Raw genomic sequence first — 25,158 nt, forward strand, 5'->3', positions numbered from 1 at the left:
CCGTTTTCTGCAAAACGGCAAAGCCTCAACCGGGCGCAATGCCCGGTATCGTGTTCATATTGCGTGGCAGCTTACGGAAGCCATAATTTTATTCCCGCCAATATTACCCATAATTAGCTCGAGTAATTTCCGGTATTCCTCACGGGTCATTACCTCGGCCCGTATTTCAGTTTTTCCTTCTGCTTGCGCCGTATCGCAATAAATGGCTTTCAGACTCAACGTCAACTCTTTCGCCATGTTGACCACACTCTGCCGCACCGCATCTTCATGCTCGTCATCACAGGTGATTTTTAGGACATAGCATTTTTCGCCTTCATGGATCGCGGGCAGTTGATTAATCCGCTGCGCAGCTTCGCGAAGCAGGATGTTGGCGCACAGAATAATCACGCTGGCCATACCGGCATTCCAGAATTGACCTAATCCACATAGCACGCCAATTCCGGCCGAACACCACAGTGTCGCGGCGGTATTAAGACCGCGAATATTCATTCCCTCACGCATAATAACGCCAGCGCCAAGAAAGCCTAATCCGGAGACAATCTGCGCTGCAATACGCCCCGGGCTATCGGGTGACGTCGAGAGGGAACTTAAAATAAACACGGCCGCACCCGTTGCAACCAGAGCATTGGTGCGAAGCCCGGCCATACGCTGGCGCCACTGTCTTTCCGCGCCAATAATTGCGCCCAGCAGCATCGCTGCGAGCAGATGAGAGATATAAGGGAACATCAGCCTGTCGCCTGTTAACATGGTTACACGATAAGCGTCAGCGCTTCACAAAGCAGAGTATGACGCCGTTAAAACGCAAAGCATGTCAGCGCGAGGGCGGCGGAAAGAGTGAATGATGAAACATGAACATCGCGATGCCCCACAAATTTGGTCGTTCTTAATGTATTGGGATGCAATCACGTCAAGAGGATTGCTGCCCACCGTTAAGGTAAGCAGCGAGAAAATCGCGTCAGCTTACCTTCGTATCAACGATAAAATGGCTTTCCAACGAAGGACTCCTGTGGAATTTTTTGCCAGTATAAGCAGGCGCAATAATGAGTAAAGTAAAAAAACAGCGCCCTTGATGTATTGTTTAAGTTTGCAGGGAATATTTTTCAGACGTCATCTGATTTTCAAAAATACCCGGTATACTGCATTTTGCTTATTTCAGGCAATAACAGGCAAGGCAGGAAGTATGTCTCTTCGTTCGCTGCGGGCGTTATGCCTGACAAGTTTTTTCATTGCAGATGTCCGTGATGGTCTGGGGCCTTTCCTCGGTATTTTCCTGACCGAACGCCACTGGACCCCTGATGATATTGGCATCCTGATGACGGCCGGCGGGCTGGCGGGGTTACTGGCCACGCTGCCGGCGGGATTCATCACCGACACCTCCCGCAACAAGCGCGCTGTGCTCGCGCTACTGTGCATTCTGATCACGCTCAGCACGCTTCTGCTCTGGTTTAGCCAGCAGAGCAGCGTTGTCGCCGTGTCGCAAGTCGTCACCGGTATCTGTGCGGCATTTGTCGGGCCGTTAATCGCCGGGATTACGCTGGGGTTGACCGGGCAGGGCGGGTTCAGCGCGCAAATGGGTAGAAACGAGGCGTTCAATCACGGCGGCAACTTTGTTACTGCACTGATCGCGGGCGGCATTGCGTGGTACTGGGGCGTGGGCGGGATTTTCCTGCTGATGACCAGCACCACGCTGCTAACGCTGTGTGCGCTGCTTGCCATTCGCAACAGCGATATCGATAACGACGCGGCGCGCGGGCTGCCCTCTTCAGCGAGCCTGCCGGTCCCCGGTTTTGCCGTGCTGATGAAAAACCGGGCGCTGTTTGTGACCGGGCTGACGCTGCTGCTGTTCCACCTGGCGAACGCCGCGCTGCTGCCGATGCTGAGCATGAGGGTTGCCGCGGCACCTGCCGCGATCAACCCCGGTTTGTATGCGGCAGGTACCGTCATCATTTCTCAGGCCGTGATGATCCCCGTCGCCATCTGGGCCTCGCGCCGGATCGAACACTATGGCTACTGGCGCTTGATTATGTTGGCGCTGCTGGTTATGCCGGTGCGTGCGGCGCTGGCGGCATCCACGGATGCGCCGTTAATGATGATCCCGGTACAAATTCTCGACGGCTTGGCCGCCGGGATCCTGGGAGTCGTCGTACCGTCGTTTATTGTGGTGCTGCTGCGCGGAAGCGGGCACGTCAATGCCGGGCAGAGCGTGGTGATGTTGATGCAGGGAGTAGGGGCATCCATGAGTCCGGCATTAACCGGGACGATCGCCGGTCATTACTCGTTTGCGACGGCATTCAGTGTCCTGAGCGCGATTGCGCTGGCTGCCGTCCTGCTCTGGTGGCGCGTTGCACACCGGAGCTGGGAAACAAACGCGCCGGGTGAGGCTTAGCCGCCCACCCGGCGTAGCACTTAAGCCAGCTCGTTAGGGCACGCTTCGCCCTTTTCCAGCTGCTGCAGGTTCCCCAGCGTGGTTTCAGAAATGCTGATCAGCGCTTCGGCCGTCAGAAACGCCTGGTGACCGGTAAACAGCACGTTATGGCAGGCAGAGAGGCGACGGAACACGTCGTCCTGGATGACGTCATTAGACTTGTCTTCAAAGAACAGATCGCGTTCGTTCTCATACACGTCCATCCCCAGCGCGCCAATCTTCTGGGTCTTCAGGGCTTCGATAGCAGCCTGAGAATCAACCAGCCCGCCGCGGCTGGTGTTGATGATCATCACGCCATCCTTCATCTGGTCAAACGCCGCCTGGTTAAGCAGGTGATAGTTTTCCGGAGTCAGCGGACAGTGCAGGGAAATCACGTCGGACTGCGAGAACAGGGTCGGCAGGTCGACGTACTCCACGCCCAGATCCAGCGCTGCGGCGCTTGGGTACGGATCGAATGCCAGCAGACGCATGCCAAAGCCTTTCAGAATGCGCAGGGCAGCCACGCCAATTTTACCGGTGCCGATCACGCCAGCGGTTTTGCCGTACATGGTAAAGCCGGTCAGCCCTTCCAGCGAGAAGTTGGCGTCACGGGTGCGCTGATAAGCGCGGTGAATACGACGGTTGAGGGACATCATCATGCCAATCGCATGTTCAGCCACCGCTTCCGGGGAGTACGCCGGAACGCGCACTACCTTCAGACCCAGCTCTTTTGCCGCGTCGAGGTCCACATTGTTGAAGCCCGCACAGCGCAGGGCGATGTACTTCACCCCCTGTTTTTTCAACTCTTCCAGCACCGGGCGACTGCCGTCATCGTTTACGAAAATGCAGACGCCTTCACAGCCGTGCGCCGTTTTGGCGGTTTTTTCGGACAGCAGAAAGTCGAAAAATTCAAGCTCAAACCCGTAAGCCTCGTTAACATGTTGCAGATACTTTTTGTCGTACTGCTTTGTGCTGTATACCGCGAGTTTCATAAGACTTTCTCCAGTGATTTTGCATTCACGTTAGCATGATTAAAATTATCTTACAATTTCTAAAATATTATTGAATTCAATAAGTTCTATCAATTATTCTAGAGCATATGTGCACCCTAACTCCATGATATTCATATCCACCGATTTCTTAAGCGGGACTGACACCAGCGACATGTCTGCTTGTTTTACTCTAAGGGGGCTATGGGGGAGACTAAAGTCACAACAAGTGCGTATGTATGGGTAAGTGGTTTCCCAATGCTTGAAAATGTGACTACCTTTAGCTGTTAAAATGACGTAGCTCTTTGAATGTCCTAACATCGAAGGTAGTATTATTACTATCATTTTAAAATGACAGGGAGACCGAATGTACAACCATAATCGGGATAAAAGTCATTTCGAAGAGAAAGTCTTAGAGATTGAAAATCTTGCGCAGCGAATTGCCACAAAGCATTTGCTTTATGGTACCGCTGGTATGTTTTTTGAAACTCAACAACTTGTTGCTCACCTGAGAAGGGAGATCGAGTCGCATTGCTTGACCTGGTCAGGCGGGATTCAATTACTTGATGAACAGATACATCATCTTAAGGAACAGGATGATTTACTCACCTTCAATAAAGCTAAGTTATTTATTGTTGTTGAAAAAAACCGAACAACAACGACGACTTTAGCGCTTAAACAGATCGGTTTCGTTGCCGGTGGGGCGCAAGTGTATGGGGGCGCTAGTTTATGCGTCGGTTCGCTGGGTCTGGCCTGTGCTGCGTATGGTGCACCTATGATTACTCATGGGCTAAACAACATGTATGAAAATGGATACTATCTTCTTTATCGTGAAGATCGGTCTGGCACGCTAAGAGATGCTTATCGTTACGTAGCAGCGAAACTCGGCTATGGGAATAATGAAGCTGATATTGTCTATGGAGTAGTTGATATCTCTTTATCAGCCTATGGCGCGGGCAGGAGAGTACTGGCTCCCCGAGAAAAATCCTGGAGTCTGTTTCGCAACATTGAATCTGATTATATCAGAGGATGGCAAGAGGCTTCTAAAACAGCGATGGCTCTGGATTTAACCAGTGGAAGCGTCACAGGTTGGCAGATGTACCAGATAGCTAAAGAGAATTAATTATGTCGGAACAATTCGAGTTGTCATTAACCCCACCGATTCTACCTGCCGTATGCTATTTTATTGTATCTATTGTCGTTTTTTTCTTGTTGTACCTCGGGAAACTCAAGGTCAACAGGCTTCATAAATATCCTCTGTTCATTGCCTATACGCTATTTGTGATAGCCATCGCAGCCATTCAAATTAACGTTTTTGCCAACGGCTATGAGTTTGTTAGCGGTTTTTTACATATTGATTTTGATCCCTGGCGGTACGACTCGGTGTATTGGGGGTCATTGATATTCGCCATGCTTTACCTGCTGGCAATGCCACGGAATAGGTATTAATGTCGCAAATCTGCTCTGCGATTATTCTTGAACTTATGCGTAACCAATTGAACCGAAACTTTATTCTTTAGGTTACGCATAGCAAAAAAATTACCGCTTACTATTACAGCATCTATTCTTAACTTGGCGTCAACTTCAACTCAACCGCTAAACATGCGACAATGATCGGCACTGCCGGCTTAATTCTTTCGCTAAATCAGGATATTAACTGCCCATGAAGGGTAAATACAAAGCCGCTCTTGCGCTTTTACTGCTGTTCATATTGTTGCCGCTGACGCTGCTGATGACGCTCGCTCAGTGGGTACCGACGCTCGCCGGGATCTGGCTTCCCGTCGGGACGCGCATCGCGTTCGAAGAGAGTCCGAAACTGACTCGCCGCGCGCTGGTGATCCCCGATCTTCGCTATCTGGTGGAAGACTGCGAAATTGCCCGCATCGATAACGTGACGCTGTCACACCCCAGCCGCTGGAAGCTGGATATCGGCGCGCTGGATCTTAACACCGTCTGCCTGAGCAAAATTCCCCAGTCGGCGCCCTCAACGGTCGCCCCGAAAACGCTGGCACAATGGCAGGCTGTGTTACCCAATACCTGGCTCACGATTCACCGCCTGACGCTGTCGCCCTGGCAGCAGTGGCAGGGCGAGCTGCAGGCGTCGCTAACCCCCTCCAGCCAGGAGATCGCCTATAAAGGCGAGCAGGTCAGCATTAAAGGCACGCTTCGCGGTCAGACGCTCTCGGTCAGCCAGTTCGATGTTCAGCTCCCGGATCAGCCGCAGCCGATTAAGCTGGTGGGCGAGTTTACCCTGCCGCTGGTGCCGGACGGCGTGCCGGTGAAAGGCCACGCGGTGGCGACCTTTAACGTGCCACAGTTAACGTCTCTGGTCGATGCCGATCTCGACTGGGAAGACAATCAGGGACAGCTGGTGGTGATGGCGAGAGACAACCCCGATCCGCTTCTCGACCTGCCGTGGCAGATCTCGGCGCAACAGCTCAACATCAGCGACGGGCGCTGGAACTGGGATCTCTCGGGTATGCCGCTGAGCGGGCGGGTGTCCCTTCGCGCCGACAACTGGCAGCAGGGGCTGGAGAAAGCCACCCTGACCGGACGACTGAACGTGTTGACGCAAGGCGATGCGGGTAAAGGCAACGCGGTACTGAATATTGGGCCCGGCAGGCTCAGCATGGAAAACAGCGACATGCCCCTGCACCTGAGCGGCGAGGCGAAGCAAAACGATCTCATTCTTTACGCCAAATTACCGGCAAAACTGACCGGCAGCCTGTATGAACCGCAGCTCGCCTTTGAGCCGGGCGCGCTGCTTCGCTCGCGCGGGCGCATCATTGACTCGCTCGATATCGATGAAATCCGCTGGCCGCTGGCGGGCGTGAAGCTCACCCGGAAGGGGGTGGACGGTCGTTTACAGGCGATTCTGCGCGCCCATGAAAACCAGATGGGCGATTTTGAACTCCACCTGGACGGTCAGGCCAACGACTTTTTACCCGATAACGGCCTGTGGCAGTGGCGCTACTGGGGCAAAGGTGGCTTTACGCCGATGCATGCCCGCTGGGATGTCGCCGGGAAAGGCGAGTGGCGCGACAACCTTATTGAGCTGACGGCGCTCTCCACCGGCTTTGACAAGCTTCAGTACGGCACGATGGAGGTCAGCACGCCGCGTCTGGTGCTGGATCGGCCTGTACGCTGGCTGCGCGATGCCGAAAAACCAACCTTCAGTGGGGCGTTGTCGCTCAACGCAGGGCAAACCCGTTTCTCCGGCGGCAGCGTGTTGCCGCCCTCGGTCCTGACCTTCAGCGTCGACGGCACCGACCCGACGATTTTTCAGTTTAAGGGTGACCTCCATGCGGACAACATCGGCCCGGTACAGGTGAACGGACGCTGGGATGGCGTGCGCCTTCGCGGGCAGGCCTGGTGGCCGAAACAGTCCCTCACCGTATTCCAGTCGCTTATTCCGCCGGACTGGAAAATGACGCTGCGCGACGGGGCGCTTTATGCGCAGGTCGCCTTCTCGGCGGCGGCCGATCAGGGCTTTGAAGCGGGCGGGCACGGGGTGCTGAAATCCGGCAGCGCCTGGATGCCCGATAACCAGATTAACGGCGTCGATTTTGTGCTGCCGTTCCGCTTCAGCGAGGGCACCTGGTCTCTGGGCACGCGCGGTCCGGTCACGTTGCGCATCGGTGAAGTGGTAAACCTGGTGACCGCGCGCAACATTACCGCGGATTTACAGGGCGATTATCCCTGGACGGAGGACAATCCGCTGCTGCTCACCAACGTGAAGGTGGAAACCCTCGGCGGGAAGATCACCATGCAGCAGCTGCGAATGCCGCAGCACGATCCGGCTCTGCTGCGGGTGGACAATATCTCCTCGAGCGAGCTGATTAGCGCCGTCAATCCGAAACAGTTCGCCATGTCGGGGCCGGTCAGCGGGGCGCTGCCGTTCTGGCTGGACAATGAAAAATGGATCATTAAGGATGGCTGGCTGACCAACCCGGGGCCAATGACGCTGCGCATCGACAAAGATACGGCCGACGCCATCGTGAAAGACAATATGGTCGCGGGCGCCGCGATTAACTGGCTCCGCTATATGGAAATTTCGCGTTCGTGGACGAGAATCAATTTAGATAACCTGGGTGAATTAACCATGCAGGCGACCATCAAGGGGACCAGCCGGGTCGATGGCAAAAGCAGCTCCGTCAACCTGAACTATACCCATGACGAGAATGTCTTTACCCTCTGGCGCAGCCTGCGTTTTGGAGACAACCTGCAAACCTGGTTTGAGCAACACGCGGCGATACCCGGTCTCCGCAGTTCGACAGGCAAGGAAAGTGAGGAATAACAATGAAAAAGATGGCTGGTGCGCTCACCGTTGCCGTTGCCGCGCTACTGTCCGGCTGTACGCCGCGCATTGAAGTCGCTGCGCCAAAGGAGCCGATTACCATCAACATGAATGTCAAAATCGAACATGAGATCCACATTAAGGTCGATAAAGACGTTGAAACCCTGCTGAAATCGCGCAGCGATCTGTTCTGAGGATGCCATGAAACGAGTAGCTCTGATTTTGCTGGCGCTGGGGATGAACGTACAGGCGGCTACGCTCACCCTCAACGATGCCCGGGCCCAGGGGCGCGTGGGGGAAACCCTCAGCGGTTATCTGGCCCCGATTCAACAGGATGCCGAAACGCTGGCGCTGGTCAATCGCATCAACGCGGCGCGCACGGAAAGCTACCAGAAGCTGGCTGACAGCAATAATTTGCCGGTCGATGAAGTGGCCAAAATGGCAGGGCAAAAACTGGTTGCTCGCGCCCAGCCGGGCGAGTATGTGAAGGGCATTAACGGAAAATGGCTGAAAAAATAGCTAGCGGTAGCGCTTGCGGTATTCACCCGGCGAAACGCCAAAGCGCTGCTTAAACGCCGTTGAAAAATGGCTATGGTCGGTGAACCCCCAGCTGTAGCCAATGCCCGCCAGCTTTTCGTCATCACCGGCTGCGCGCAGCACCTCCGCGCAGCGATCCAGGCGGCGGTTTTTAATGTACTGCGCAACCACCAGCCCCTTCTCGGCAAACATACGGTAAAGGCTGCGCACGGACATACCGCTTTCGGCGGCAATCCATTCCGGGCGCAGCGATTCAGACTGAATGTGGTCGTCAATCAGCGCCACCACATGCTGGAACTGGCGTTCCTTACGAGGCTGAATGATTTCGCGCTGCTGGAAAGCGGGGCGCAGCAGGCAGATCATCGCTTCGAGCGCCGCTTCACTCTCCCGGTCACTCAGGCTGGCATTGCTCATGCTCTCCATCAACAGGCGGTGGCTTAGCTGCACCGTGGGCAGCGTGCGGGAAAGGGCGGTGGCGCAGCTTATCTCCTGAAAACGGCACTGCTGCTCAATAATCTGACGGGGAACCAGGAGCGAAATCTGGCGGGATTTTTCCTGCCAGTTGATCGAGCAGGGGCGTGAGGCGTCAATCAGCGTGATATCCCCGGTTCTGAGTACCGCGCGACGGTCATCCTGCTCAATCTCCGCGCTGCCTTCGAGCTGAAACACGGTATAGAACCAGGCATCGTTACTCTGTTTGATCTCCTCACGGGAGCGGAACAGGTTGACACCACCGGCGGTGACGGTGCTGAGCTTCAGGCTGCGCGCATAGCTGGTCTCCAGCTCGCCGTAGAATCTGCCCCCGGTGGGCTGCGCGTTAAAACGCCCGCAAACCTGGTTAATTTGCGCCAGCCACTGCTGATACTGTTCCTGCTCGCTTGCACACGCCATCGTTTCTCTCACTGCACCGTCAACGTTTTCGCATTGTTGCATTTGTGTTGCATTTTGTCAGAGCTATGAGGCTGACTATAGGAAAGAACACTCACCGGTAACAGCGATATAAGCGGCAATTATCGCGATTTGCGGCGCCTGTCACAGGTGGCAAAGCGAATGTCACAGAGACAAAAGCGAGAATGCAAAACCCCTCTTAGACTGGATGAACACCCTGCGGAGAATAACGAAGGAGTATCCTATGTCTGAATCACTGGTGGCTATTCAGCCTGCCGTGCAACAATTTTTAGACCGACAGCATGGCCTGTGGATTGAAGGGCGTCAGGCCGCGTCGGACAGTGAAAAGCGGCTTAATGTCTACAACCCGGCCACGGGCGAGGTGATTGCCTCAACTGCCGACGCCAGCGTCGACGACGTTGATCGTGCCGTCATGTCCGGCTGGCGCGCCTTTGTGGCCCGTAACTGGGCAGGAAAGCTCCCGGCGGAGCGCGAGCGGATCCTGCTCCATTTCGCCGATCTCGTCGAACAGCACGGCGAGGAGCTGGCTCAGCTTGAAACGCTGGAGCAGGGCAAGTCCATCAACATCTCCCGTGCCTTTGAAGTCGGCTGCACCCTGAACTGGATGCGCTATACCGCCGGGCTGACCACCAAAATTGCGGGCAAAACCCTCGATCTCTCCATCCCGCTACCGCAGGGGGCACGCTATCAGGCGTGGACGCGTAAAGAGCCGGTTGGCGTGGTGGCCGGGATCGTGCCCTGGAACTTCCCGCTGATGATCGGGATGTGGAAAGTAATGCCAGCGCTGGCCGCGGGGTGTTCCATCGTTATTAAGCCGTCGGAAACCACGCCGCTGACCCTGCTGCGCGTGGCGGAACTCGCCAGTGAAGCGGGCATCCCGGACGGGGTGTTCAACGTGGTGACCGGCAGCGGCGCGGTGTGTGGCGCAGCGCTGACCTCGCACCCGCATATTGCGAAGGTGAGCTTTACCGGCTCAACGGCAACGGGTAAGCAAATTGCCCGCGCGGCGGCGGACACGCTCACCGGCGTGACCCTGGAGCTGGGCGGGAAAAACCCGGCAATTGTGCTCAAGGATGCGGACCCGGCGTGGGTGATCGAAGGCCTGATGACCGGCAGCTTCCTGAACCAGGGGCAGGTGTGCGCGGCCAGCTCGCGTATCTACATAGAGGCGCCGCTGTTTGACACGCTGGTCGGCGGGTTCGAACAGGCGGTGAAATCCCTGAGCGTCGGGCCGGGCATGTCGCCGGAGGCCTTTATCAACCCGCTGGTGTCGCGTGCGCACTGCGACAAGGTGCAGTCTTTCCTTGATGAGGCGACGTCGCGCAACGCGGAGCTGATCGTCGGTAACCGTGGTCCGGAGGGCAAAGGCTATTACGTGTCGCCGACGCTGGTGGTGAACCCGGATGCCTCGCTGCGGCTCACCCGTGAAGAAGTATTCGGTCCGGTGGTCAACCTGGTACGCGTCGCCGACGGGGAAGAGGCGCTCCAGCTGGCAAACGACACCGAATATGGCCTGACGGCCAGCGTCTGGACGCAGAATATCAGCAAGGCGCTGGAGTACACCGACAGGCTGCAGGCGGGCACCGTGTGGGTGAACAGCCATACGCTGATCGACGCCAACCTGCCGTTCGGCGGGATGAAGCAGTCCGGAACAGGGCGTGACTTTGGCCCGGACTGGCTGGACGGCTGGTGTGAAACCAAGTCGGTGTGCGTGCGGTATTAAAAAGCAAGCCGGGTGGCGGCTACGCCTTACCCGGCCTACAACGACTCGAACCGTAGGCCGGGTAAGCGCAGCGCCACCCGGCTTTTATCTACAGCGACCACCGATCCCGCCCGGCCTCTTTCGCCCGATACAGCGCCGCATCGGCGCGGGCGATAATCTCGGTGCCCGCGAGTCCCCCCGCCATCCCCGCAATCCCCATGCTCACGGTGACATGGTCGCTGACCGTCGAGGCGCCGTGCGGTATGGCCTCTGCGCGAAGGCCGTCCTAGATACGCAGGGCGACCTTTTCAGCGATGTTCTCCGGGCAATTAAACAGAATCACCAGAAACTCTTCGCCGCCGTAGCGTGACACCACATCCTCAGGTGTGCGCACCGACTGCTTAAGCACGCGCGCCACGCGCGTCAGACAGTCGTCACCCGCCTGGTGTCCGTAGGTGTCGTTGTAGCGCTTGAAGTAGTCGATATCCAGCATAATCAGCGAGAAGGGCTTCTTCTGCTCAACCGCGTTCTCCAGCACCACCTCCATTTTCCGTCGATTGGCGGTTTTGGTTAACGGGTCCTGATGCGCCAGCGCATCCAGCCGCGAAATCAGCAGCTGATTCTGCTGGTTACGTCGCCAGGCTTCGTCAAACCAGCTCAGCAGAATAAAACGCCCGCAGATCAGGATCAGCGTAAAGACGCTCCAGATAACAACGAAGTGAAGGTTGAGACCATCGTTTCGTATCCAGCTTGCTATCGGCAGGGTGATCCAGAGCGGGAGCACAAAGGCGAGCAGCCCTTCAGGGTAAAAATAGAGCGCCGTCAAACCGGCGAGTAACAGAATAACGCACAGCGGCCAGACGTGCGGGAGCAGCAGCTGGGTGATAAACCAGAAGCAGGAGACCGACCAGATGGCGCTGCAGATAAACAACACCACGCTGATGCCGGCGATGCGCCGCCAGGCCATAAGGATCAGCGCAGCCGAGAGGATGATAATACCGAGCATGGAGGCATCGACGATTCTCGTCAGCTGCGGCGAGTGGGGATAAAGGGGATCGCTGGCCTTAAGCAGAACGTGTCGCAGCAGAATCATCACGGCGAAGCTGATATTGACGAAGGCCAGCCACGGCAGGTTCATCGCCAGTCCATGCATGACCATGGCCTGGCGCGTTGGCCAGGTTGCCCGTTCCAGCGTCGGTTTTTTTCTTTTTTCCATAAAGCCCTTTCCCGTCCGGGGGATAAATCATGCAGGTGAGATATCAGTAACTATAAGCAAGCCAGGACGATCCTCAAACGCCAGGGCAAAAAAAACCGGGCAATTGCCCGGCGGATGGTTATTTTTCGTCTTTTTTCTTCCCGAGCGTTGGCGTCTCGTCGAAGAAATTCCACGGTTTAAGCAGGGTATGCACCCATTCCGTCGGCATAATCGGCCACTCCTCCGCGCGTGCCACGTGGGTGGTGCCGGTGGTCATCCAGACCACGTCATCCTGATCGTTCAGCGACTCGTTATCCTTGCTGTACTGCCCAAGGCCCGTGTCGTGGATGGAGCGGTTCGGGAATTTCCCTTCCGGGTAGAGCTCATCCGGATGATAACGGGTCACCCACAGCTGTTTGTCCATAAAGCTCAGGCGATGGTAAATCCACTCGTCCGGTGCAAATTTCGCGCCGGTCGCCACCGGGTGCGTGCCGCCCGCGTAAGGGATAATCTGGTACGAGACCGGGTTGCCCATGCGGTTCTCTTTACTTGTGTTGCTCAGCAGTCGAATGGTGCCCGGGTCGAATTTCTGTGCCGCCTGCTGTTCGGTATCGATATCGTACTGATTAATCTGCATGGTGCTGGTGCGCGGGCCCCCGGCGGTATTCGGCTTCACTTCCGGATCCATCGCCACCAGCTTGTTGTTGATGCCGTCCACGTCCATATCAAGACGGAAATTGTAGATGTGCTGGTGCGTGGTGCCCACGATGTTGTGGTCGATCAGCGTGCCGTATTTTGTATCATCTTTGGCGGTGGCGTCGTGCATGGTTTTCGCCTGAACGCCTTTCACCGCCTCGATACCCGTCGCGCCGGCATCAATGCCGATGGTGCCATTTTCATGGAACACCCAGTCGAAGATGTAATCGTAGTTGCCCACGGTACTCACCCAGCGCACCACCAGTTCGCGGCGCTCGGTGCTGACGTTAGGCTGGCCCATCTCCTGATGCTTATATTCCGGCCCCGCGTAGCGTTCGAAAATCGCAATCGCGCGCGGGATCTCCATCGGCGCGCCGGTGTAGTCCGGGATAGTTTCGTTGAGCATCACCGCGTTGGACGGCACGTCTTTCCCGCGCACCAGCGGCGAGGTCAGGGTGCCCATGCCGTAGTCGCCGGAATCAAGATAGGCCTTGAAGTACCAGCCCACGTCCGGATCGCCGTAAGGAACGATCATGCCGCCGAGCGACCCCTGATACATAATCTGGCGTTTTTTGCCGTTGTCGTTATAGGTGACGGTTGAAATCATCGGGCCGACGCGGGAGTCCAGGCTCAGGTGGAAGTCCCAGTTCTGCCAGTGCACCATATCGCCGGTAATGGTGTAGTTCTTGCCTTCCGGCTCAATGATGTCGAGCGGTTTTTTCGGCGTCTCTATACGGTCGCGGCCATCGTAGGGGCGCGGCGTCATCGGAACCGGAACAACGGCACCTTCCTCAATCTTCTGGATTTTCTTCTGCTCAAGATCGACCACGGCCACCAGGTTTTCAATCGGGTGCGCCCAGTAGTTGCCGTCGCCGACGTCGAGATAGCTCACCACCTTCAGCAGGCGATCTTCCTGCTTCAGGCCGTCTTTACCGTCGAAATAGCCGACGGTCAGCGGCGTGGTAATCACTTTTTTCGGGTCGGTGATGCCGTGTTTTTTAAGCACCTCGGCAAACTCCGTGCTCTCGTTAACGATCTGCTGCACCGCGGTGAAATCATCCAGCAGCACCATGCCGTGCGCGTCTTTCACCGGCTCCCAGCGCAGGATTTTTTTATCCTTCAGATCCACCAGGCTTTCGATAACGTGCTTCCCATCGAGCATCACAATCTTTGCCTGACGCGGGGCATCCACAGCCGTACCGTTAAGCACAAAGTCCCACACTTTGGCTTTCTCTGGCTCAGCAAGGGCAATCTGGGTAAAGCGGGTATTCGGTTTAAAATCCGCCGAGGCTTTGACAATCTCAACGGCCTGCTTAATTTCGTCCGCCGTCAGCGCGTTCAGCGGGTGAGGGCGTTTTTCAACCTGGAAAGTCTGGTCAAGACCGGACTGGAAAACATCATTGATGAAGCTGTCAGAGATAAAGGCTTTCTTGCCTTTCATCACCACCGGCACCTCGAGCTTGAGGGTTTTCCCATTGACGATGGCGGTTTTAGCGCCCGGTTTGACCTTCACAAAGGCGCCGTCTTTCGCAATGGTAAACAACTGTGCGTAATCATCCCACTGCACGTCGGCGCCAAAGTCCTGCAGCGTTTTGTCCATCGGGACCATATGCGCCTCGCTGCCGTGGGCGAAAACAGGGGATTGCCAGGCGCAACACAGCGCAACGGCCATAGCCAGCGCCGTTCTACGGGCAGAAAAAGAAGAATTGCTTCCCATCGTAGACCTCATCTTGTTGTGTTTATAGTGTTGTGACAGTCCTATCCTGACAGGCGCCTGATAAAAGCGTTTGCCTGCATCTGCCAGATTATTTGCCAGTCTTGCCAGGTTAAAAAAAGAGCGGGGCGATGTCACACCCCGGCTGGTCGTCGTAGGCCGGGTAAGCATCGCGCCACCCGGCAGGAAAGGTGGTGAAGGGAAGGTGTCAGAAATCCCCCTGCTGGCGCGCCACCAGCGTCAGGATGGAGTAGAGCGCCACGGCCTGCTGGTGCTGGTTGAAGATCTCAACCGCCCATTCCACCACGCCGGTTGGTTTTTCCTCGGCACTGCGTTGTTTCTTCAGCGTTTTACGCTTGCAGGTCAGACGCACCTGAATGGTATCGCCCGGTTTAACCGGCTCGATAAAGCGCAGGTTTTCCATGCCGTAGTTGGCAATGACAGGCCCAACGCCCGCATCAACGAACAGCCCTGCCGCGGCGGAAATCAGGAAGTAGCCGTGCACCACGCGCTCGCCAAAGATCGACTCTGCCGCGCCGATCTTGTCCATATGGGCGTAAAAGTGGTCGCCGCTCAGGCAGGCAAAATTCACGATGTCCGCTTCCGTCAGGGTGCGGCGAGGCGTCAGCAGGCTGTCGCCCGGCTGCAGCTCCTCAAAGTATTTGCGGAACGGATGCACGCGATCTTCCTGCACCGCTGCGCCACGCACCCACTGCTTGCCGATGGCGGCCAGCATGGTTGGACTGCCCTGAATCGCGGTGCGCTGCAGGTAGTGCTTCACCGCGCGCAGGCCGCCCAGCTCCTCGCCGCCACCCGCACGTCCGGGACCGCCGTGCATTAGCTGTGGCAGCGGGGAACCGTGGCCGGTGGATTCTTTCGAGGCTTCCTCGTTGAGGATCTGAATACGCCCGTGGGCGCGCGCCGCGCCGAGAATAAACTGGCGGGCAATGTCCAGGTCTGCGGTGACCAGCGTGCCCGCCAGGCTGCCGCCGCCCGCACGGGCAAGCTGCATTGCGTGCTGTGCGTTGCGATACGGCATCAGGGTCGCGACCGGCCCGAAAGCCTCCGTTGCGTGGACGGCAGGGGTTTCATCCGGCTGCGGGCAGAACAGCAGGGTCGGCGGGAAGAACGCGCCCGCGGCCTGCAAATCCGCTTTGCCGCCCAGGTGGACCTGGCAGCCTGCGGCGATCAGCCGATCCACTTTCTCCTGTACGTCCGCACGCTGTTCGGCGTTGACCAGCGCGCCCATCTTTACCCCTTCCTGCGCCGGGTCGCCCACCGCCACCTTTTCCAGGCGGGCAACCAGCGCCTGGCTCACGGCGTCAATCTGGCTCTGCGGGACGATAATGCGGCGGATGGCCGTACATTTCTGCCCGGCTTTGGCGGTCATCTCGCGCACCACTTCCCGGATGAACAGGGCAAATTCCGGCTGCTCCGGCGTGACGTCTTCCCCCAGCACGCAGCAGTTCAGGGAGTCGGCTTCCATCGTGAACGGAATGGCATTCGCCACAATATTCGGGTGCACGCGCAGGCTTTGCCCGGTGCTGGCGGAGCCGGTAAATGTGACCACGTCCTGGCTGTCGAGCTGGTCGAGCAGATCCCCCGCACCGCCGCAGATCAGGCTGATGGCACCGTCCGGCACCAGCCCGCTGTCGACGATAGATTTCACCATCGCCTGCGTCACCTGCGCGGTGGCGGTGGCCGGTTTGATGATGGCGGGCATGCCCGCAAGCCAGGTCGGGGCCAGTTTTTCCAGCATTCCCCAGCAGGGGAAGTTAAAGGCGTTGATGTGCACCGCCACGCCGGACTTCGAGGTCAGGACGTGGCGCGCGGCAAAGCCGCCTTCTTTCGACAGCGGGATCGGCTCGTCTTCCGGCCACACGGTGTCATCCGGCAGCTCGCGGCTGCCCAGGCTGGCATAAGTGAAGAGGGTGCCGATGCCGCCTTCGATATCGACCCAGCTGTCTGCTTTTGTCGCCCCGGTCTGGGCGGACAGGGCATAAAACGTCTCTTTCTCGCTAAGCAGGTGCTTTGCCACCGCCTTCAGCATGGCTGCGCGTTCGATAAAGGTCATCGCGTGAAGCGCTTCGCCGCCGCGCTCAATCGCATAGCGACGGGCGGCCGCCATGTCCAGCCCTTCGCTGGTCACGCTCCACAGCGCTTCGCCACTGATGGCGTGATGAATAGTGCGTTCGCGGCCCCGGCCAGACTGCCAGGTGCCGGACAAGAAGCTGGCTAACTGCTGCATCGCTTATCTCCAAATGTTACGTTGTTTACCCATTAATAGTTTGATCGTGAATCATAAAAATCAAGCCGAGTTTTTAATGAATTGTTAACGATGTGATCTGGATGGATGAATCAGAGAATACCAATGCCCGCTTATCAAGGCTTTCAGCAAAAGCCTTGCGAGCAGCATCACAAAACAAGCAAACAATTCTTGGGGTTATATTTAACCTTTGTGTAACTTTTAAAAAACAAAGTGATTCAACATTAAGCTTTAATTTGCAAACTAACGAATCATAAAGGTGATGACGTGACGCAAGAACAACGGTTTGAGCAGCGCATAGCGCAGGAGACGGCGATTGAGCCTCAGGACTGGATGCCTGACGCCTACCGTAAGACGTTGATCCGCCAGATTGGCCAGCATGCGCACTCCGAAATTGTCGGCATGCTGCCGGAAGGGAACTGGATCGCCCGCGCCCCGACGCTGCGCCGCAAGGCGATCCTGCTGGCGAAGGTGCAGGACGAAGCCGGACACGGGCTTTACCTCTACAGCGCGGCGGAAACGCTGGGCTGCGCGCGGGAAGACATCTACCAGAAGATGCTCGACGGCAAGATGAAATACTCCTCCATCTTCAACTATCCGACCCTGAGCTGGGCCGATATCGGCGTGATCGGCTGGCTGGTGGACGGCGCGGCCATCGTCAACCAGGTGGCGCTGTGCCGAACCTCCTACGGTCCGTATGCCCGCGCGATGGTGAAAATCTGTAAAGAAGAGAGCTTCCACCAGCGCCAGGGCTTTGAAGCCTGCATGGCGCTGGCGCAGGGCAGTGAGGCTCAGCGCCAGATGCTGCAGGACGCCATCAACCGCTTCTGGTGGCCGGCGCTGATGATGTTCGGACCGAACGACGACAATTCGCCGAACAGCGCCCGCAGCCTGGCCTGGAAAATCAAACGCTTTGGCAACGACGAGCTGCGCCAGCGCTTTGTCGACAACACGGTGCCGCAGGTGGAGATGCTGGGCATGACGGTGCCCGATCCCGACCTGCATTTTGATGAAGAGAGCGGTCATTATCGCTTCGGCGAGATCGACTGGCACGAGTTTGACGAGGTCATTAACGGGCGCGGCATCTGCAACCACGAACGCCTGGCCGCGAAACGTAAAGCCTGGGAAGAGGGCGCGTGGGTGCGGGAAGCCGCGCTGGCGCACGCCGAAAAACAACGCGCCCGTCAGGCCGCTTAAGAGGAAATAACCATGAGCAATGTCTACTGGCCGCTGTACGAAGTGTTCGTACGCAGCAAACAGGGGTTGTCCCACCGTCACGTGGGCAGCCTGCATGCCGCCGACGATCGCATGGCGCTGGAAAATGCGCGTGATGCCTATACCCGCCGCAGCGAAGGGTGTTCTATCTGGGTGGTGAAGGCGAGCGAGATTGTCGCCTCCCAGCCGGAAGAGCGCGGCGAGTTCTTCGACCCGGCGGAAAGCAAGGTTTACCGCCATCCGACGTTCTACACCATCCCCGACGGCATCGAGCACATGTGAGGCAAAGAATGAATTCAGTGACTGCCTATGCCCTGCGTCTGGGCGACAACGGTCTGGTGCTTTCTCAGCGTCTCGGCGCCTGGTGCGGCCACGCGCCGGAGCTGGAGATCGACCTCGCGCTCGCCAATATCGGCCTCGACCTGCTGGGGCAGGCGCGCAATTTTCTGACCTATGCCGCGGAATTAGAAGGCCAGGGCGATGAAGACACGCTGGCGTTTGGCCGCGACGAGCGCCAGTTCCGCAATGTGCTGCTGGTGGAGCAGCCGAACGGCAGCTTCGCCGACACCATTGCCCGCCAGTACCTGATGGATGCCTGGAACGTGGCGCTGTACGACCGCCTGGCCCAAAGCCGCGACGGCCAGCTTGCCGCCATTGCCGCCAAAGCGATTAAAGAGGCGCGCTACCACCTGCGCTTCAGCCGCGGCTGGCTGGTGCGGCTGGGCGACGGGACAGAAACGTCTGCGCAAAAAATGCAGCAGGCCATCGACAGCCTGTGGCGTTTTACGGCGGAGCTGTTTGACGCCGATAAGGTCGAGCTTGAGCTGATTGAGTCCGGCGTGGCGGTTGACCCGCGCCTCCTGCGCCAGCCGTGGGAAAGCGAAGTGTATGCCGGTCTGAATGAAGCCTGCCTGCAGGTGCCCGCCGAGGTGGCGTACCGCACCGGGGGCAAGCAGGGGCTGCACACCGAACATCTGGGCCCGATGCTGGCGGAAATGCAGTATCTCCAGCGCGCGTATCCCGGTCAGCAGTGGTAAAGGAGAACGCTATGCAACGCCTCGTCGACATCGCGCCTGCGCAAATCCCGCAGATCTGGGCACTGTTAAGCCAGATCCCCGATCCGGAAGTGCCGGTGTTAACCATCACCGATTTAGGCATGGTGCGCAGCGTGAAGGCGCAGGGTGAAGGCTGGGTTATCGGCTTCACGCCCACCTACTCGGGCTGCCCGGCGACGGAACACCTGCTGGGGGCGATCCGCGAGGCGATGACCGCGCACGGCTTTACTCCGGTGCACATTGTGCTCCAGCTTGAACCCGCATGGACCACCGACTGGATGACCCCCGACGCGCGCGAGCGCCTGCGGGCGTACGGCATCAGTCCGCCGGTGGGGCATAGCTGTCACGCGCACGCCCCGGTGGAGGTGAGCTGCCCGCGCTGCGCCAGCACCGACACCGCGCTTATCAGTGAATTTGGCTCGACGGCCTGCAAAGCCCTCTACCGCTGCAATTCCTGCCGTGAGCCCTTCGACTATTTCAAATGTATTTGAGGCTGCCATGACAACGTTTCATTCATTAACAGTGGCAAAAGTGGAACCCGAAACCCGCGACGCGGTGACCATCACCTTTGCGGTGCCGCAGGCCCTGCAGGAGGCCTACCGCTTCCGTCCCGGCCAGCACCTGACGTTAAAAACGACGCTTGGCGGGGACGAGCTGCGCCGCTGCTACTCCATCTGCCGGAGTACCGCCCCGGGCGAAATCAGCGTGGCGGTCAAAGCGATTGAGGGTGGGCGCTTCTCCCGCTATGCCCGGGATGAGATCAAAGCGGGCATGGCGCTGGAGGTGATGGTTCCTCAGGGGCAGTTTGGCTACCAGCCCCGGGCCGAACGCGAAGGCCACTACCTGGCGATTGCGGCAGGCTCCGGGATCACCCCGATGCTGGCGATTATCTCCGCGACGCTTGTGACCGAACCCAACAGCCATTTCACCCTGATCTACGGCAACCGCAGCAGCCAGAGCATGATGTTCCGCCAGGCGCTGGCGGACCTGAAGGACAAATACCCGCAGCGGCTGCAGCTGCTCTCCATCTTCAGCCAGGAGCGGCTGGACAGCGACCTGCTCTATGGCCGCATCGACGGGGAAAAGCTGCAGGCGCTGGCGAAAACCCTGATCAACTTCCGCCAGTATGACGAGGCGTTTATCTGCGGCCCGTCTGCCATGATGGACGACGCGGAAGCCACGCTGAAGGCGCTGGGGATGCCGGACAAATCCATTCACCTTGAGCGCTTTAACACCTCCGGAATCACCGTTAAGCGCGCGGCGCACGTGCAGGCAGAAGGACAGAAAGTGACCGTTCGCCAGGACGGGCGCGACCGTGAAATCACCCTGACGGCGGACGACGAAAGCATTCTGGATGCCGCCCTGCGTCAGGGGGCGGATCTGCCGTATGCCTGCAAGGGCGGCGTTTGTGCCACCTGTAAATGCAAAGTGCTGCGCGGGAAGGTGGACATGGCGACCAACTACAGCCTGGAGCCGGACGAGCTGGCCGCCGGGTATGTGCTGAGCTGCCAGTCGCTGCCGTTAACCGCCGACGTGATTTTCGACTTCGACGCGAAGGGGATGGCATGAGCGAACTGATTGTTACCCGTCATGGCCGCGTGCTGCAGCTGACGCTGAACCGTCCGGCGGCGCGCAACGCCCTCAACAACGCGCTGTTGACCCAGCTTGCGGAACAGCTTGAGGCCGCCGCTGTGGATGCCGACATCGCCGTCTGCGTGATTTACGGCAGCGAGCGCTGCTTTGCCGCCGGGGCCGATCTCAACGAAATGGCGGAGAAAGACCTGCCTGCCACCCTGAACGATATTCGCCCGCAGCTGTGGGCGCGAATCAACGCTTTTCCTAAACCGCTGATCGCCGCCGTAAATGGCTTCGCGCTGGGCGCGGGCTGCGAGCTGGCGCTGCTGTGCGACGTGGTGATTGCCGGTGACAACGCCCGTTTCGGCCTGCCGGAAATCACGCTCGGCATCATGCCCGGCGCGGGCGGCACCCAGCGTCTTATCCGCAGCGTCGGGAAATCCCTGGCCAGCAAAATGGTGCTGACCGGCGAGAGCATTTCCGCCGGGCAGGCGCTGAACGCCGGGCTGGTGAGCGATGTTTTCCCGGCGGCGCTGACGCTGGAGTATGCCCTGAAGCAGGCGGCCCTGATGGCGCGCCACTCGCCGCTGGCGCTGCAGGCGGCCAAACAGGCGCTGCGCCAGTCCCAGGAGGTGCCGCTCCAGGCCGGTCTGGCCCAGGAGCGCCAGCTGTTTACGCTGCTTTCTGCCACCGAAGACCGCCGGGAAGGCATCGACGCCTTCCTACAAAAACGCACCCCCGACTTTAAAGGACGCTAATTGTGGAATTTATTCTCAGTCATGTAGAACAGGGCGTGATGACCCTTACGCTGAACCGTCCGGAGCGTCTGAACAGCTTTAACGACGTGATGCACCAGCAGCTGGCCGAGTACCTGAAACAGGCCGAGCGCGATGACACTATCCGCTGCCTGCTGATCACCGGCGCAGGACGCGGTTTCTGTGCCGGTCAGGACCTGAACGACCGCAACGTCGACCCCAACGGCCCTGCGCCGGATCTGGGCATGTCGGTTGAAACCTTCTACAACCCGCTGGTGCGCCGCCTGGCAAAGCTGCCAAAGCCGGTCATTTGTGCCGTTAACGGCGTGGCGGCGGGCGCGGGCGCCACGCTGGCGCTCGGGTGCGACATGGTGATTGCGGCGCGCTCCGCCAGCTTTGTGATGGCCTTCAGCAAGCTCGGTCTGGTGCCGGACTGCGGCGGCACCTGGCTGCTGCCGCGCGTGGCCGGACGCGCCCGCGCCATGGGGCTGGCTTTGCTCGGTGACAAGCTCAGCGCTGAACAGGCGCAGGCGTGGGGCATGATCTGGCAGGTGGTGGATGACGAGCAGCTTTCCACCACGGCACAGCAGATGGCCCTGCATTTTGCGTCGCAGCCGACCTTCGGGCTGGGGCTGATCAAGCAGGCTATCAATGCCGCGGAAACCAATACCCTGGACGCCCAGCTCGATCTCGAGCGCGACTATCAGCGCCTGGCCGGGCGCAGCGACGACTACCGCGAGGGCGTCAGCGCCTTCCTGGCAAAGCGCGCGCCGAACTTTACGGGGAAATAAGATGCTGAACATACGGACTGTCGCCGTGATCGGCAGCGGCACGATGGGCGCCGGCATTGCCGAAGTGGCGGCCAGCCACGGTCATCCGGTGCTGATCTACGACATCTCCAGCGATGCGATATCGCGCGCCATCGACGGGATCCGCCAGCGTCTGGCCTCCCGGGTAACGCGGGGAAAACTCTCTGCCGATGCCGGGAGCCAGATCCTTGCCCGGCTGCTTCCCGTCACGGATATCGAGGCGCTCTCCGCGGCCGATCTGGTGATTGAAGCGGCCTCAGAGCGGCTGGAGGTGAAAAAGGCGCTGTTTGCGCAGCTGGCTGAGATCTGTCCGCCGCAGACGGTGCTGACCAGCAATACCTCGTCCATCTCCGTCACGGCGATTGCGGCGGACGTCCACCACCCGGAGCGGGTCGCAGGGCTGCACTTCTTTAACCCGGCGCCGGTGATGAAACTGGTGGAGGTGGTCAGCGGGCTGGCGACCTCTCCGGAAGTGGCCGATGCGCTGTGCGAGCTGGCGCTGAACTGGGGCAAACAGCCCGTTCGCTGCCAGTCAACGCCGGGGTTCATCGTCAATCGCGTCGCCCGTCCGTTCTATTCCGAAGCCTGGCGCGCGCTGGAAGAACAGGTTGCCCCGCCGGAGGTGATTGACGCCGCCCTGCGCGAAGGCGGCGGCTTCCCGATGGGGCCGCTGGAGCTGACCGACATGATTGGTCAGGACGTGAACTTTGCGGTGACCTGCTCGGTCTTTAACGCCTTCTGGCAGGAGCGTCGTTTTCTGCCTTCGATGGTGCAGCAGGAGCTGGTGCTGGCAGGCAGGCTGGGCAAAAAGAGCGGCAAGGGCGTTTACGAATGGCAGGGTGACAAACCCGACGTGCAGTGGGTCAAGGCGGTGAACGACAGCTATAGCCCGATGCGCGTGGAAAAAATCCGTGACGGTGTCACGGAAATAGATGATGTGTACCTGATTGAAACGCAGGGGGAGACCGCGCAGGCGCTGGCGCTGCGGCTCAACGGCCCGGTGGTGGTGGTCGACCGCATTGAGCGCGACGTGGCGGTCATTGCCGCCGCGGCCAGCAATCCGCATACCGCGACGCAAAAAGCCATCCGCTACCTGCAGCAGCAGGGGCTCCGGGTGGTGCAAATTGCCGATTATCCCGGCCTGCTGATCTGGCGAACGCTGGCGATGATTGCCAACGAGGCGCTGGATGCCCTGCAAAAAGGGGTCGCCAGCGAGAAGGACATTGATACCGCCATGCGCCTGGGCGTGAACTACCCGAGCGGGCCGATCGCCTGGGGCGAGCGTCTGGGCTGGCAGCGCCTGCTGACGCTGCTGGAGAACCTGCAGCGCCATTACGGCGAAGAGCGCTATCGCCCCTGTTCACTGCTGCGCCAGCGCGCGCTTCTGGAGAGTAGCTATGAGTCATAACGCCTGGCATAACGCCCGCGCCATGTACGAACGGGACGCCTGCGCGCAGGCGATGGGGATGGACATTGTCGAGATGGACGAGGGCTACGCGGTGGTGACCATGACCATCACCCCGCAGATGCTGAATGGCCATAAAACCTGCCACGGCGGACAGCTGTTTTCGCTGGCGGACACCGCTTTTGCCTACGCCTGCAACAGCCAGGGGCTGGCGGCGGTAGCCTCCGGCTGTTCGATTGACTTTCTGCGTCCGGGCTTCGCCGGGGACACGCTCACCGCCACCGCGCGGGTGAAGCATCAGGGCAAGCTGACCGGCGTGTATGACATTGAAATTCAGAACCAACAACAGAAAACCGTCGCCCTTTTTCGCGGAAAATCTCACCGCATTGGCGGCAGCGTGACAGGAGAGGCCTGATGCGTGACGCATTTATTTGTGATGGTGTTCGAACCCCGGTGGGGCGCTACGGCGGCGCGCTTGCCGCCGTCCGAACCGACGATCTCGGTGCCGTGCCGCTACGCGCGCTGCTGGCCCGCTATCCGCAGCTCGATCTGGAGCGGATTGACGACGTGATATTCGGCTGCGCCAACCAGGCGGGGGAAGATAACCGCAACGTGGCGCGCATGTCGTTGCTGCTGGCCGGTGTGCCGCAGACGGTCTCCGGCACGACAATCAACCGCCTGTGCGGATCCGGGCTGGACGCGATTGGTTTTGCCGCGCGCGCCATTAAGGCGGGCGACGGCGACCTGCTGATTGCGGGCGGGGTGGAGTCGATGTCCCGCGCGCCGTTTGTGATGGGCAAAGCCACCGCGGCGTTTCAGCGACAGGCGGAGATCTTCGATACCACCATCGGCTGGCGATTTGTGAATCCGCTCATGCATCAGCAATTCGGAACTGACAGTATGCCGGAAACGGCAGAGAATGTAGCTGAATTGTTAAATATCAGCCGTGCCGATCAGGACGCGTTTGCCTTGCGCAGCCAGCAGCGTACCGCGCAGGCGCAGCAGAACGGCATTCTGGCGCAGGAGATTGTCCCGGTGCCGGTGCCGGGCAAAAAAGGGACGGTTACGGCGTTCAGCGTGGATGAACATCCGCGCGCCGACACCACGCTCGAACAGCTTGCCGGTCTGAAAACGCCGTTCCGTAAGAACGGGGTGGTCACGGCGGGCAATGCCTCCGGCGTCAACGACGGCGCGGCGGCGCTGATCGTCGCCAGCGAGAAGATGGCGCTGGCGCAGGGGGTAGTCCCGCGCACGCGGATCGTGGCGATGGCGACGGCAGGCGTGGAGCCCCGTCTGATGGGGCTCGGCCCGGTACCGGCCACCCGCAGGGTGCTGGAGCGCGCCGGACTCAGTATTCACGATATGGACGTCATTGAGCTTAACGAAGCTTTCGCCGCGCAGGCGCTGGGCGTGCTGCGTCAGCTGGGCCTGCCGGATGATGCCGCACACGTCAACCCGAACGGTGGCGCGATTGCGCTGGGCCACCCGCTGGGCATGAGCGGCGCCAGGCTGGCGCTGGCCGCGAGTAACGAACTGCACCGACGCGGCGGGCGCTACGCGCTGTGTACGATGTGCATCGGTGTGGGTCAGGGCATTGCCATGATCCTTGAGCGTGTTTGAGCATAAAAACAATGT

The 25,158-nt window shown here is 59.0% G+C and carries 23 protein-coding genes and 1 pseudogene; 18 read left to right on the plus strand and 6 right to left on the minus strand.

Annotation, left to right across the window (positions count from 1 at the left end; all coding sequences use genetic code 11):
• Positions 1 to 54: 54 nt before the first annotated feature.
• Positions 55 to 726, minus strand: a complete 672-nt coding sequence (locus FHC48_RS18145; RefSeq protein ID WP_059363448.1) for an MgtC family protein — start codon at positions 724 to 726, stop codon at positions 55 to 57.
• Positions 727 to 1,180: 454 nt separating this feature from the next.
• Here FHC48_RS18145 and FHC48_RS18150 point away from each other — a divergent pair, with 454 nt between their 5' ends.
• The gene (locus FHC48_RS18150) at positions 1,181 to 2,386 is read left to right on the plus strand and encodes an MFS transporter (RefSeq protein WP_023327355.1); all 1,206 of its coding nucleotides are present in this window, start codon (positions 1,181 to 1,183) and stop codon (positions 2,384 to 2,386) included.
• 20 nt (positions 2,387 to 2,406) lie between these two features.
• On the opposite strand, the gene FHC48_RS18155 is transcribed toward FHC48_RS18150, so the two are convergent.
• Complete coding sequence (locus FHC48_RS18155) at positions 2,407 to 3,396, minus strand: 2-hydroxyacid dehydrogenase (protein ID WP_008502392.1); 990 nt, start codon at positions 3,394 to 3,396, stop codon at positions 2,407 to 2,409.
• A gap of 364 nt (positions 3,397 to 3,760) precedes the next feature.
• On the opposite strand from FHC48_RS18155, the gene FHC48_RS18160 reads away from it, so the two are divergent.
• From FHC48_RS18160 to FHC48_RS18180, 5 genes are all read left to right on the plus strand, one after another.
• The gene (locus FHC48_RS18160; RefSeq protein ID WP_023327356.1) at positions 3,761 to 4,516 is read left to right on the plus strand and encodes a DUF4225 domain-containing protein; all 756 of its coding nucleotides are present in this window, start codon (positions 3,761 to 3,763) and stop codon (positions 4,514 to 4,516) included.
• Positions 4,517 to 4,518: 2 nt separating this feature from the next.
• Positions 4,519 to 4,842, plus strand: coding sequence for a hypothetical protein (locus FHC48_RS18165; RefSeq protein WP_008502390.1), 324 nt, complete (start codon positions 4,519 to 4,521; stop codon positions 4,840 to 4,842).
• A 214-nt stretch (positions 4,843 to 5,056) separates the two neighbouring features.
• Positions 5,057 to 7,690 carry a YdbH family protein gene (locus FHC48_RS18170; RefSeq protein ID WP_059363443.1) on the plus strand — a complete coding sequence of 878 codons (2,634 nt, stop codon included), beginning with the start codon at positions 5,057 to 5,059 and terminating at the stop codon, positions 7,688 to 7,690.
• A 2-nt stretch (positions 7,691 to 7,692) separates the two neighbouring features.
• On the plus strand, positions 7,693 to 7,884 hold the full coding sequence (locus FHC48_RS18175) for a YnbE family lipoprotein (RefSeq protein ID WP_008502388.1): 192 nt from the start codon (positions 7,693 to 7,695) through the stop codon (positions 7,882 to 7,884).
• A gap of 7 nt (positions 7,885 to 7,891) precedes the next feature.
• Complete coding sequence (locus FHC48_RS18180; RefSeq protein WP_008502387.1) at positions 7,892 to 8,209, plus strand: YdbL family protein; 318 nt, start codon at positions 7,892 to 7,894, stop codon at positions 8,207 to 8,209.
• Here FHC48_RS18180 and feaR read toward each other — a convergent pair whose 3' ends face one another.
• A complete protein-coding gene (gene feaR, locus FHC48_RS18185; protein ID WP_021241324.1) occupies positions 8,210 to 9,118 on the minus strand; it encodes a transcriptional regulator FeaR in 909 nt (302 codons plus the stop codon). It lies immediately after the preceding gene.
• A gap of 241 nt (positions 9,119 to 9,359) precedes the next feature.
• On the opposite strand from feaR, the gene FHC48_RS18190 reads away from it, so the two are divergent.
• Positions 9,360 to 10,859 (plus strand): aldehyde dehydrogenase family protein, encoded by a 1,500-nt coding sequence (locus FHC48_RS18190; protein ID WP_059363442.1) that lies wholly within the window; start codon positions 9,360 to 9,362, stop codon positions 10,857 to 10,859.
• A gap of 88 nt (positions 10,860 to 10,947) precedes the next feature.
• On the opposite strand, the pseudogene FHC48_RS18195 reads toward FHC48_RS18190, so the two are convergent.
• From FHC48_RS18195 to paaZ, 3 genes and pseudogenes are all read right to left on the minus strand, one after another.
• Positions 10,948 to 12,054, minus strand: a pseudogene (locus FHC48_RS18195) (GGDEF domain-containing protein).
• 118 nt (positions 12,055 to 12,172) lie between these two features.
• Positions 12,173 to 14,446, minus strand: a complete 2,274-nt coding sequence (tynA, locus tag FHC48_RS18200; protein ID WP_059363440.1) for a primary-amine oxidase — start codon at positions 14,444 to 14,446, stop codon at positions 12,173 to 12,175.
• 205 nt (positions 14,447 to 14,651) lie between these two features.
• Positions 14,652 to 16,691 carry a phenylacetic acid degradation bifunctional protein PaaZ gene (gene paaZ, locus FHC48_RS18205; protein ID WP_059363437.1) on the minus strand — a complete coding sequence of 680 codons (2,040 nt, stop codon included), beginning with the start codon at positions 16,689 to 16,691 and terminating at the stop codon, positions 14,652 to 14,654.
• A 101-nt stretch (positions 16,692 to 16,792) separates the two neighbouring features.
• Here paaZ and FHC48_RS18210 point away from each other — a divergent pair, with 101 nt between their 5' ends.
• Genes FHC48_RS18210 through pcaF form a run of 11 tightly spaced genes read left to right on the plus strand, consistent with a single transcriptional unit; the run spans position 16,793 to position 25,143 of the window.
• The gene (locus FHC48_RS18210) at positions 16,793 to 16,966 is read left to right on the plus strand and encodes a hypothetical protein (RefSeq protein ID WP_220420558.1); all 174 of its coding nucleotides are present in this window, start codon (positions 16,793 to 16,795) and stop codon (positions 16,964 to 16,966) included.
• A gap of 10 nt (positions 16,967 to 16,976) precedes the next feature.
• On the plus strand, positions 16,977 to 17,906 hold the full coding sequence (paaA, locus tag FHC48_RS18215; RefSeq protein WP_047747131.1) for a 1,2-phenylacetyl-CoA epoxidase subunit PaaA: 930 nt from the start codon (positions 16,977 to 16,979) through the stop codon (positions 17,904 to 17,906).
• Between the two features lie 12 nt (positions 17,907 to 17,918).
• Positions 17,919 to 18,206 (plus strand): 1,2-phenylacetyl-CoA epoxidase subunit PaaB, encoded by a 288-nt coding sequence (gene paaB / locus FHC48_RS18220; protein ID WP_008502380.1) that lies wholly within the window; start codon positions 17,919 to 17,921, stop codon positions 18,204 to 18,206.
• Between the two features lie 8 nt (positions 18,207 to 18,214).
• Entirely contained in the window at positions 18,215 to 18,961 is a 747-nt protein-coding gene (gene paaC, locus FHC48_RS18225) for a 1,2-phenylacetyl-CoA epoxidase subunit PaaC (protein WP_059363434.1), read from the plus strand.
• 11 nt (positions 18,962 to 18,972) lie between these two features.
• A complete protein-coding gene (paaD, locus tag FHC48_RS18230; protein ID WP_008502378.1) occupies positions 18,973 to 19,470 on the plus strand; it encodes a 1,2-phenylacetyl-CoA epoxidase subunit PaaD in 498 nt (165 codons plus the stop codon).
• 7 nt (positions 19,471 to 19,477) lie between these two features.
• Positions 19,478 to 20,548: a 1,2-phenylacetyl-CoA epoxidase subunit PaaE gene (paaE, locus tag FHC48_RS18235; protein ID WP_059363433.1), complete on the plus strand. Its 1,071-nt coding sequence runs from the start codon at positions 19,478 to 19,480 to the stop codon at positions 20,546 to 20,548.
• Positions 20,545 to 21,312: a 2,3-dehydroadipyl-CoA hydratase PaaF gene (gene paaF, locus FHC48_RS18240; RefSeq protein WP_059363432.1), complete on the plus strand. Its 768-nt coding sequence runs from the start codon at positions 20,545 to 20,547 to the stop codon at positions 21,310 to 21,312. Before paaE ends, paaF begins: the two co-directional genes overlap by 4 nt.
• Positions 21,312 to 22,100 carry a 2-(1,2-epoxy-1,2-dihydrophenyl)acetyl-CoA isomerase PaaG gene (gene paaG, locus FHC48_RS18245; RefSeq protein ID WP_119312101.1) on the plus strand — a complete coding sequence of 263 codons (789 nt, stop codon included), beginning with the start codon at positions 21,312 to 21,314 and terminating at the stop codon, positions 22,098 to 22,100. Before paaF ends, paaG begins: the two co-directional genes overlap by 1 nt.
• Before the next feature lies 1 nt (position 22,101).
• Positions 22,102 to 23,526, plus strand: coding sequence for a 3-hydroxyacyl-CoA dehydrogenase PaaH (paaH, locus tag FHC48_RS18250; protein ID WP_059363431.1), 1,425 nt, complete (start codon positions 22,102 to 22,104; stop codon positions 23,524 to 23,526).
• Positions 23,516 to 23,938, plus strand: a complete 423-nt coding sequence (paaI, locus tag FHC48_RS18255) for a hydroxyphenylacetyl-CoA thioesterase PaaI (protein ID WP_023327372.1) — start codon at positions 23,516 to 23,518, stop codon at positions 23,936 to 23,938. The genes paaH and paaI overlap by 11 nt, the downstream gene beginning before the upstream one ends.
• Complete coding sequence (gene pcaF / locus FHC48_RS18260; RefSeq protein ID WP_059363429.1) at positions 23,938 to 25,143, plus strand: 3-oxoadipyl-CoA thiolase; 1,206 nt, start codon at positions 23,938 to 23,940, stop codon at positions 25,141 to 25,143. The genes paaI and pcaF overlap by 1 nt, the downstream gene beginning before the upstream one ends.
• Positions 25,144 to 25,158: the final 15 nt, after the last annotated feature.

This window comes from Enterobacter sp. EC_50 (assembly GCF_019584525.1).
GTDB lineage: Bacteria > Pseudomonadota > Gammaproteobacteria > Enterobacterales > Enterobacteriaceae > Enterobacter > Enterobacter roggenkampii.

Coding starts and splice junctions, on each gene's coding strand:
- FHC48_RS18165 (WP_008502390.1), top strand. CDS start 4,519: ATGTCGGAACAATTCGAGTTGTCATTAACCCCACCGATTCTACCTGCC.
- paaC (WP_059363434.1), top strand. CDS start 18,215: ATGAATTCAGTGACTGCCTATGCCCTGCGTCTGGGCGACAACGGTCTG.
- feaR (WP_021241324.1), bottom strand. CDS start 9,118: ATGGCGTGTGCAAGCGAGCAGGAACAGTATCAGCAGTGGCTGGCGCAA.
- FHC48_RS18155 (WP_008502392.1), bottom strand. CDS start 3,396: ATGAAACTCGCGGTATACAGCACAAAGCAGTACGACAAAAAGTATCTG.
- pcaF (WP_059363429.1), top strand. CDS start 23,938: ATGCGTGACGCATTTATTTGTGATGGTGTTCGAACCCCGGTGGGGCGC.
- paaD (WP_008502378.1), top strand. CDS start 18,973: ATGCAACGCCTCGTCGACATCGCGCCTGCGCAAATCCCGCAGATCTGG.
- FHC48_RS18145 (WP_059363448.1), bottom strand. CDS start 726: ATGTTCCCTTATATCTCTCATCTGCTCGCAGCGATGCTGCTGGGCGCA.
- paaB (WP_008502380.1), top strand. CDS start 17,919: ATGAGCAATGTCTACTGGCCGCTGTACGAAGTGTTCGTACGCAGCAAA.
- FHC48_RS18160 (WP_023327356.1), top strand. CDS start 3,761: ATGTACAACCATAATCGGGATAAAAGTCATTTCGAAGAGAAAGTCTTA.
- FHC48_RS18150 (WP_023327355.1), top strand. CDS start 1,181: ATGTCTCTTCGTTCGCTGCGGGCGTTATGCCTGACAAGTTTTTTCATT.
- FHC48_RS18170 (WP_059363443.1), top strand. CDS start 5,057: ATGAAGGGTAAATACAAAGCCGCTCTTGCGCTTTTACTGCTGTTCATA.
- FHC48_RS18210 (WP_220420558.1), top strand. CDS start 16,793: ATGGATGAATCAGAGAATACCAATGCCCGCTTATCAAGGCTTTCAGCA.
- FHC48_RS18175 (WP_008502388.1), top strand. CDS start 7,693: ATGAAAAAGATGGCTGGTGCGCTCACCGTTGCCGTTGCCGCGCTACTG.
- paaE (WP_059363433.1), top strand. CDS start 19,478: ATGACAACGTTTCATTCATTAACAGTGGCAAAAGTGGAACCCGAAACC.
- FHC48_RS18190 (WP_059363442.1), top strand. CDS start 9,360: ATGTCTGAATCACTGGTGGCTATTCAGCCTGCCGTGCAACAATTTTTA.
- FHC48_RS18180 (WP_008502387.1), top strand. CDS start 7,892: ATGAAACGAGTAGCTCTGATTTTGCTGGCGCTGGGGATGAACGTACAG.
- tynA (WP_059363440.1), bottom strand. CDS start 14,446: ATGGGAAGCAATTCTTCTTTTTCTGCCCGTAGAACGGCGCTGGCTATG.
- paaH (WP_059363431.1), top strand. CDS start 22,102: ATGCTGAACATACGGACTGTCGCCGTGATCGGCAGCGGCACGATGGGC.
- paaI (WP_023327372.1), top strand. CDS start 23,516: ATGAGTCATAACGCCTGGCATAACGCCCGCGCCATGTACGAACGGGAC.
- paaZ (WP_059363437.1), bottom strand. CDS start 16,691: ATGCAGCAGTTAGCCAGCTTCTTGTCCGGCACCTGGCAGTCTGGCCGG.
- paaF (WP_059363432.1), top strand. CDS start 20,545: ATGAGCGAACTGATTGTTACCCGTCATGGCCGCGTGCTGCAGCTGACG.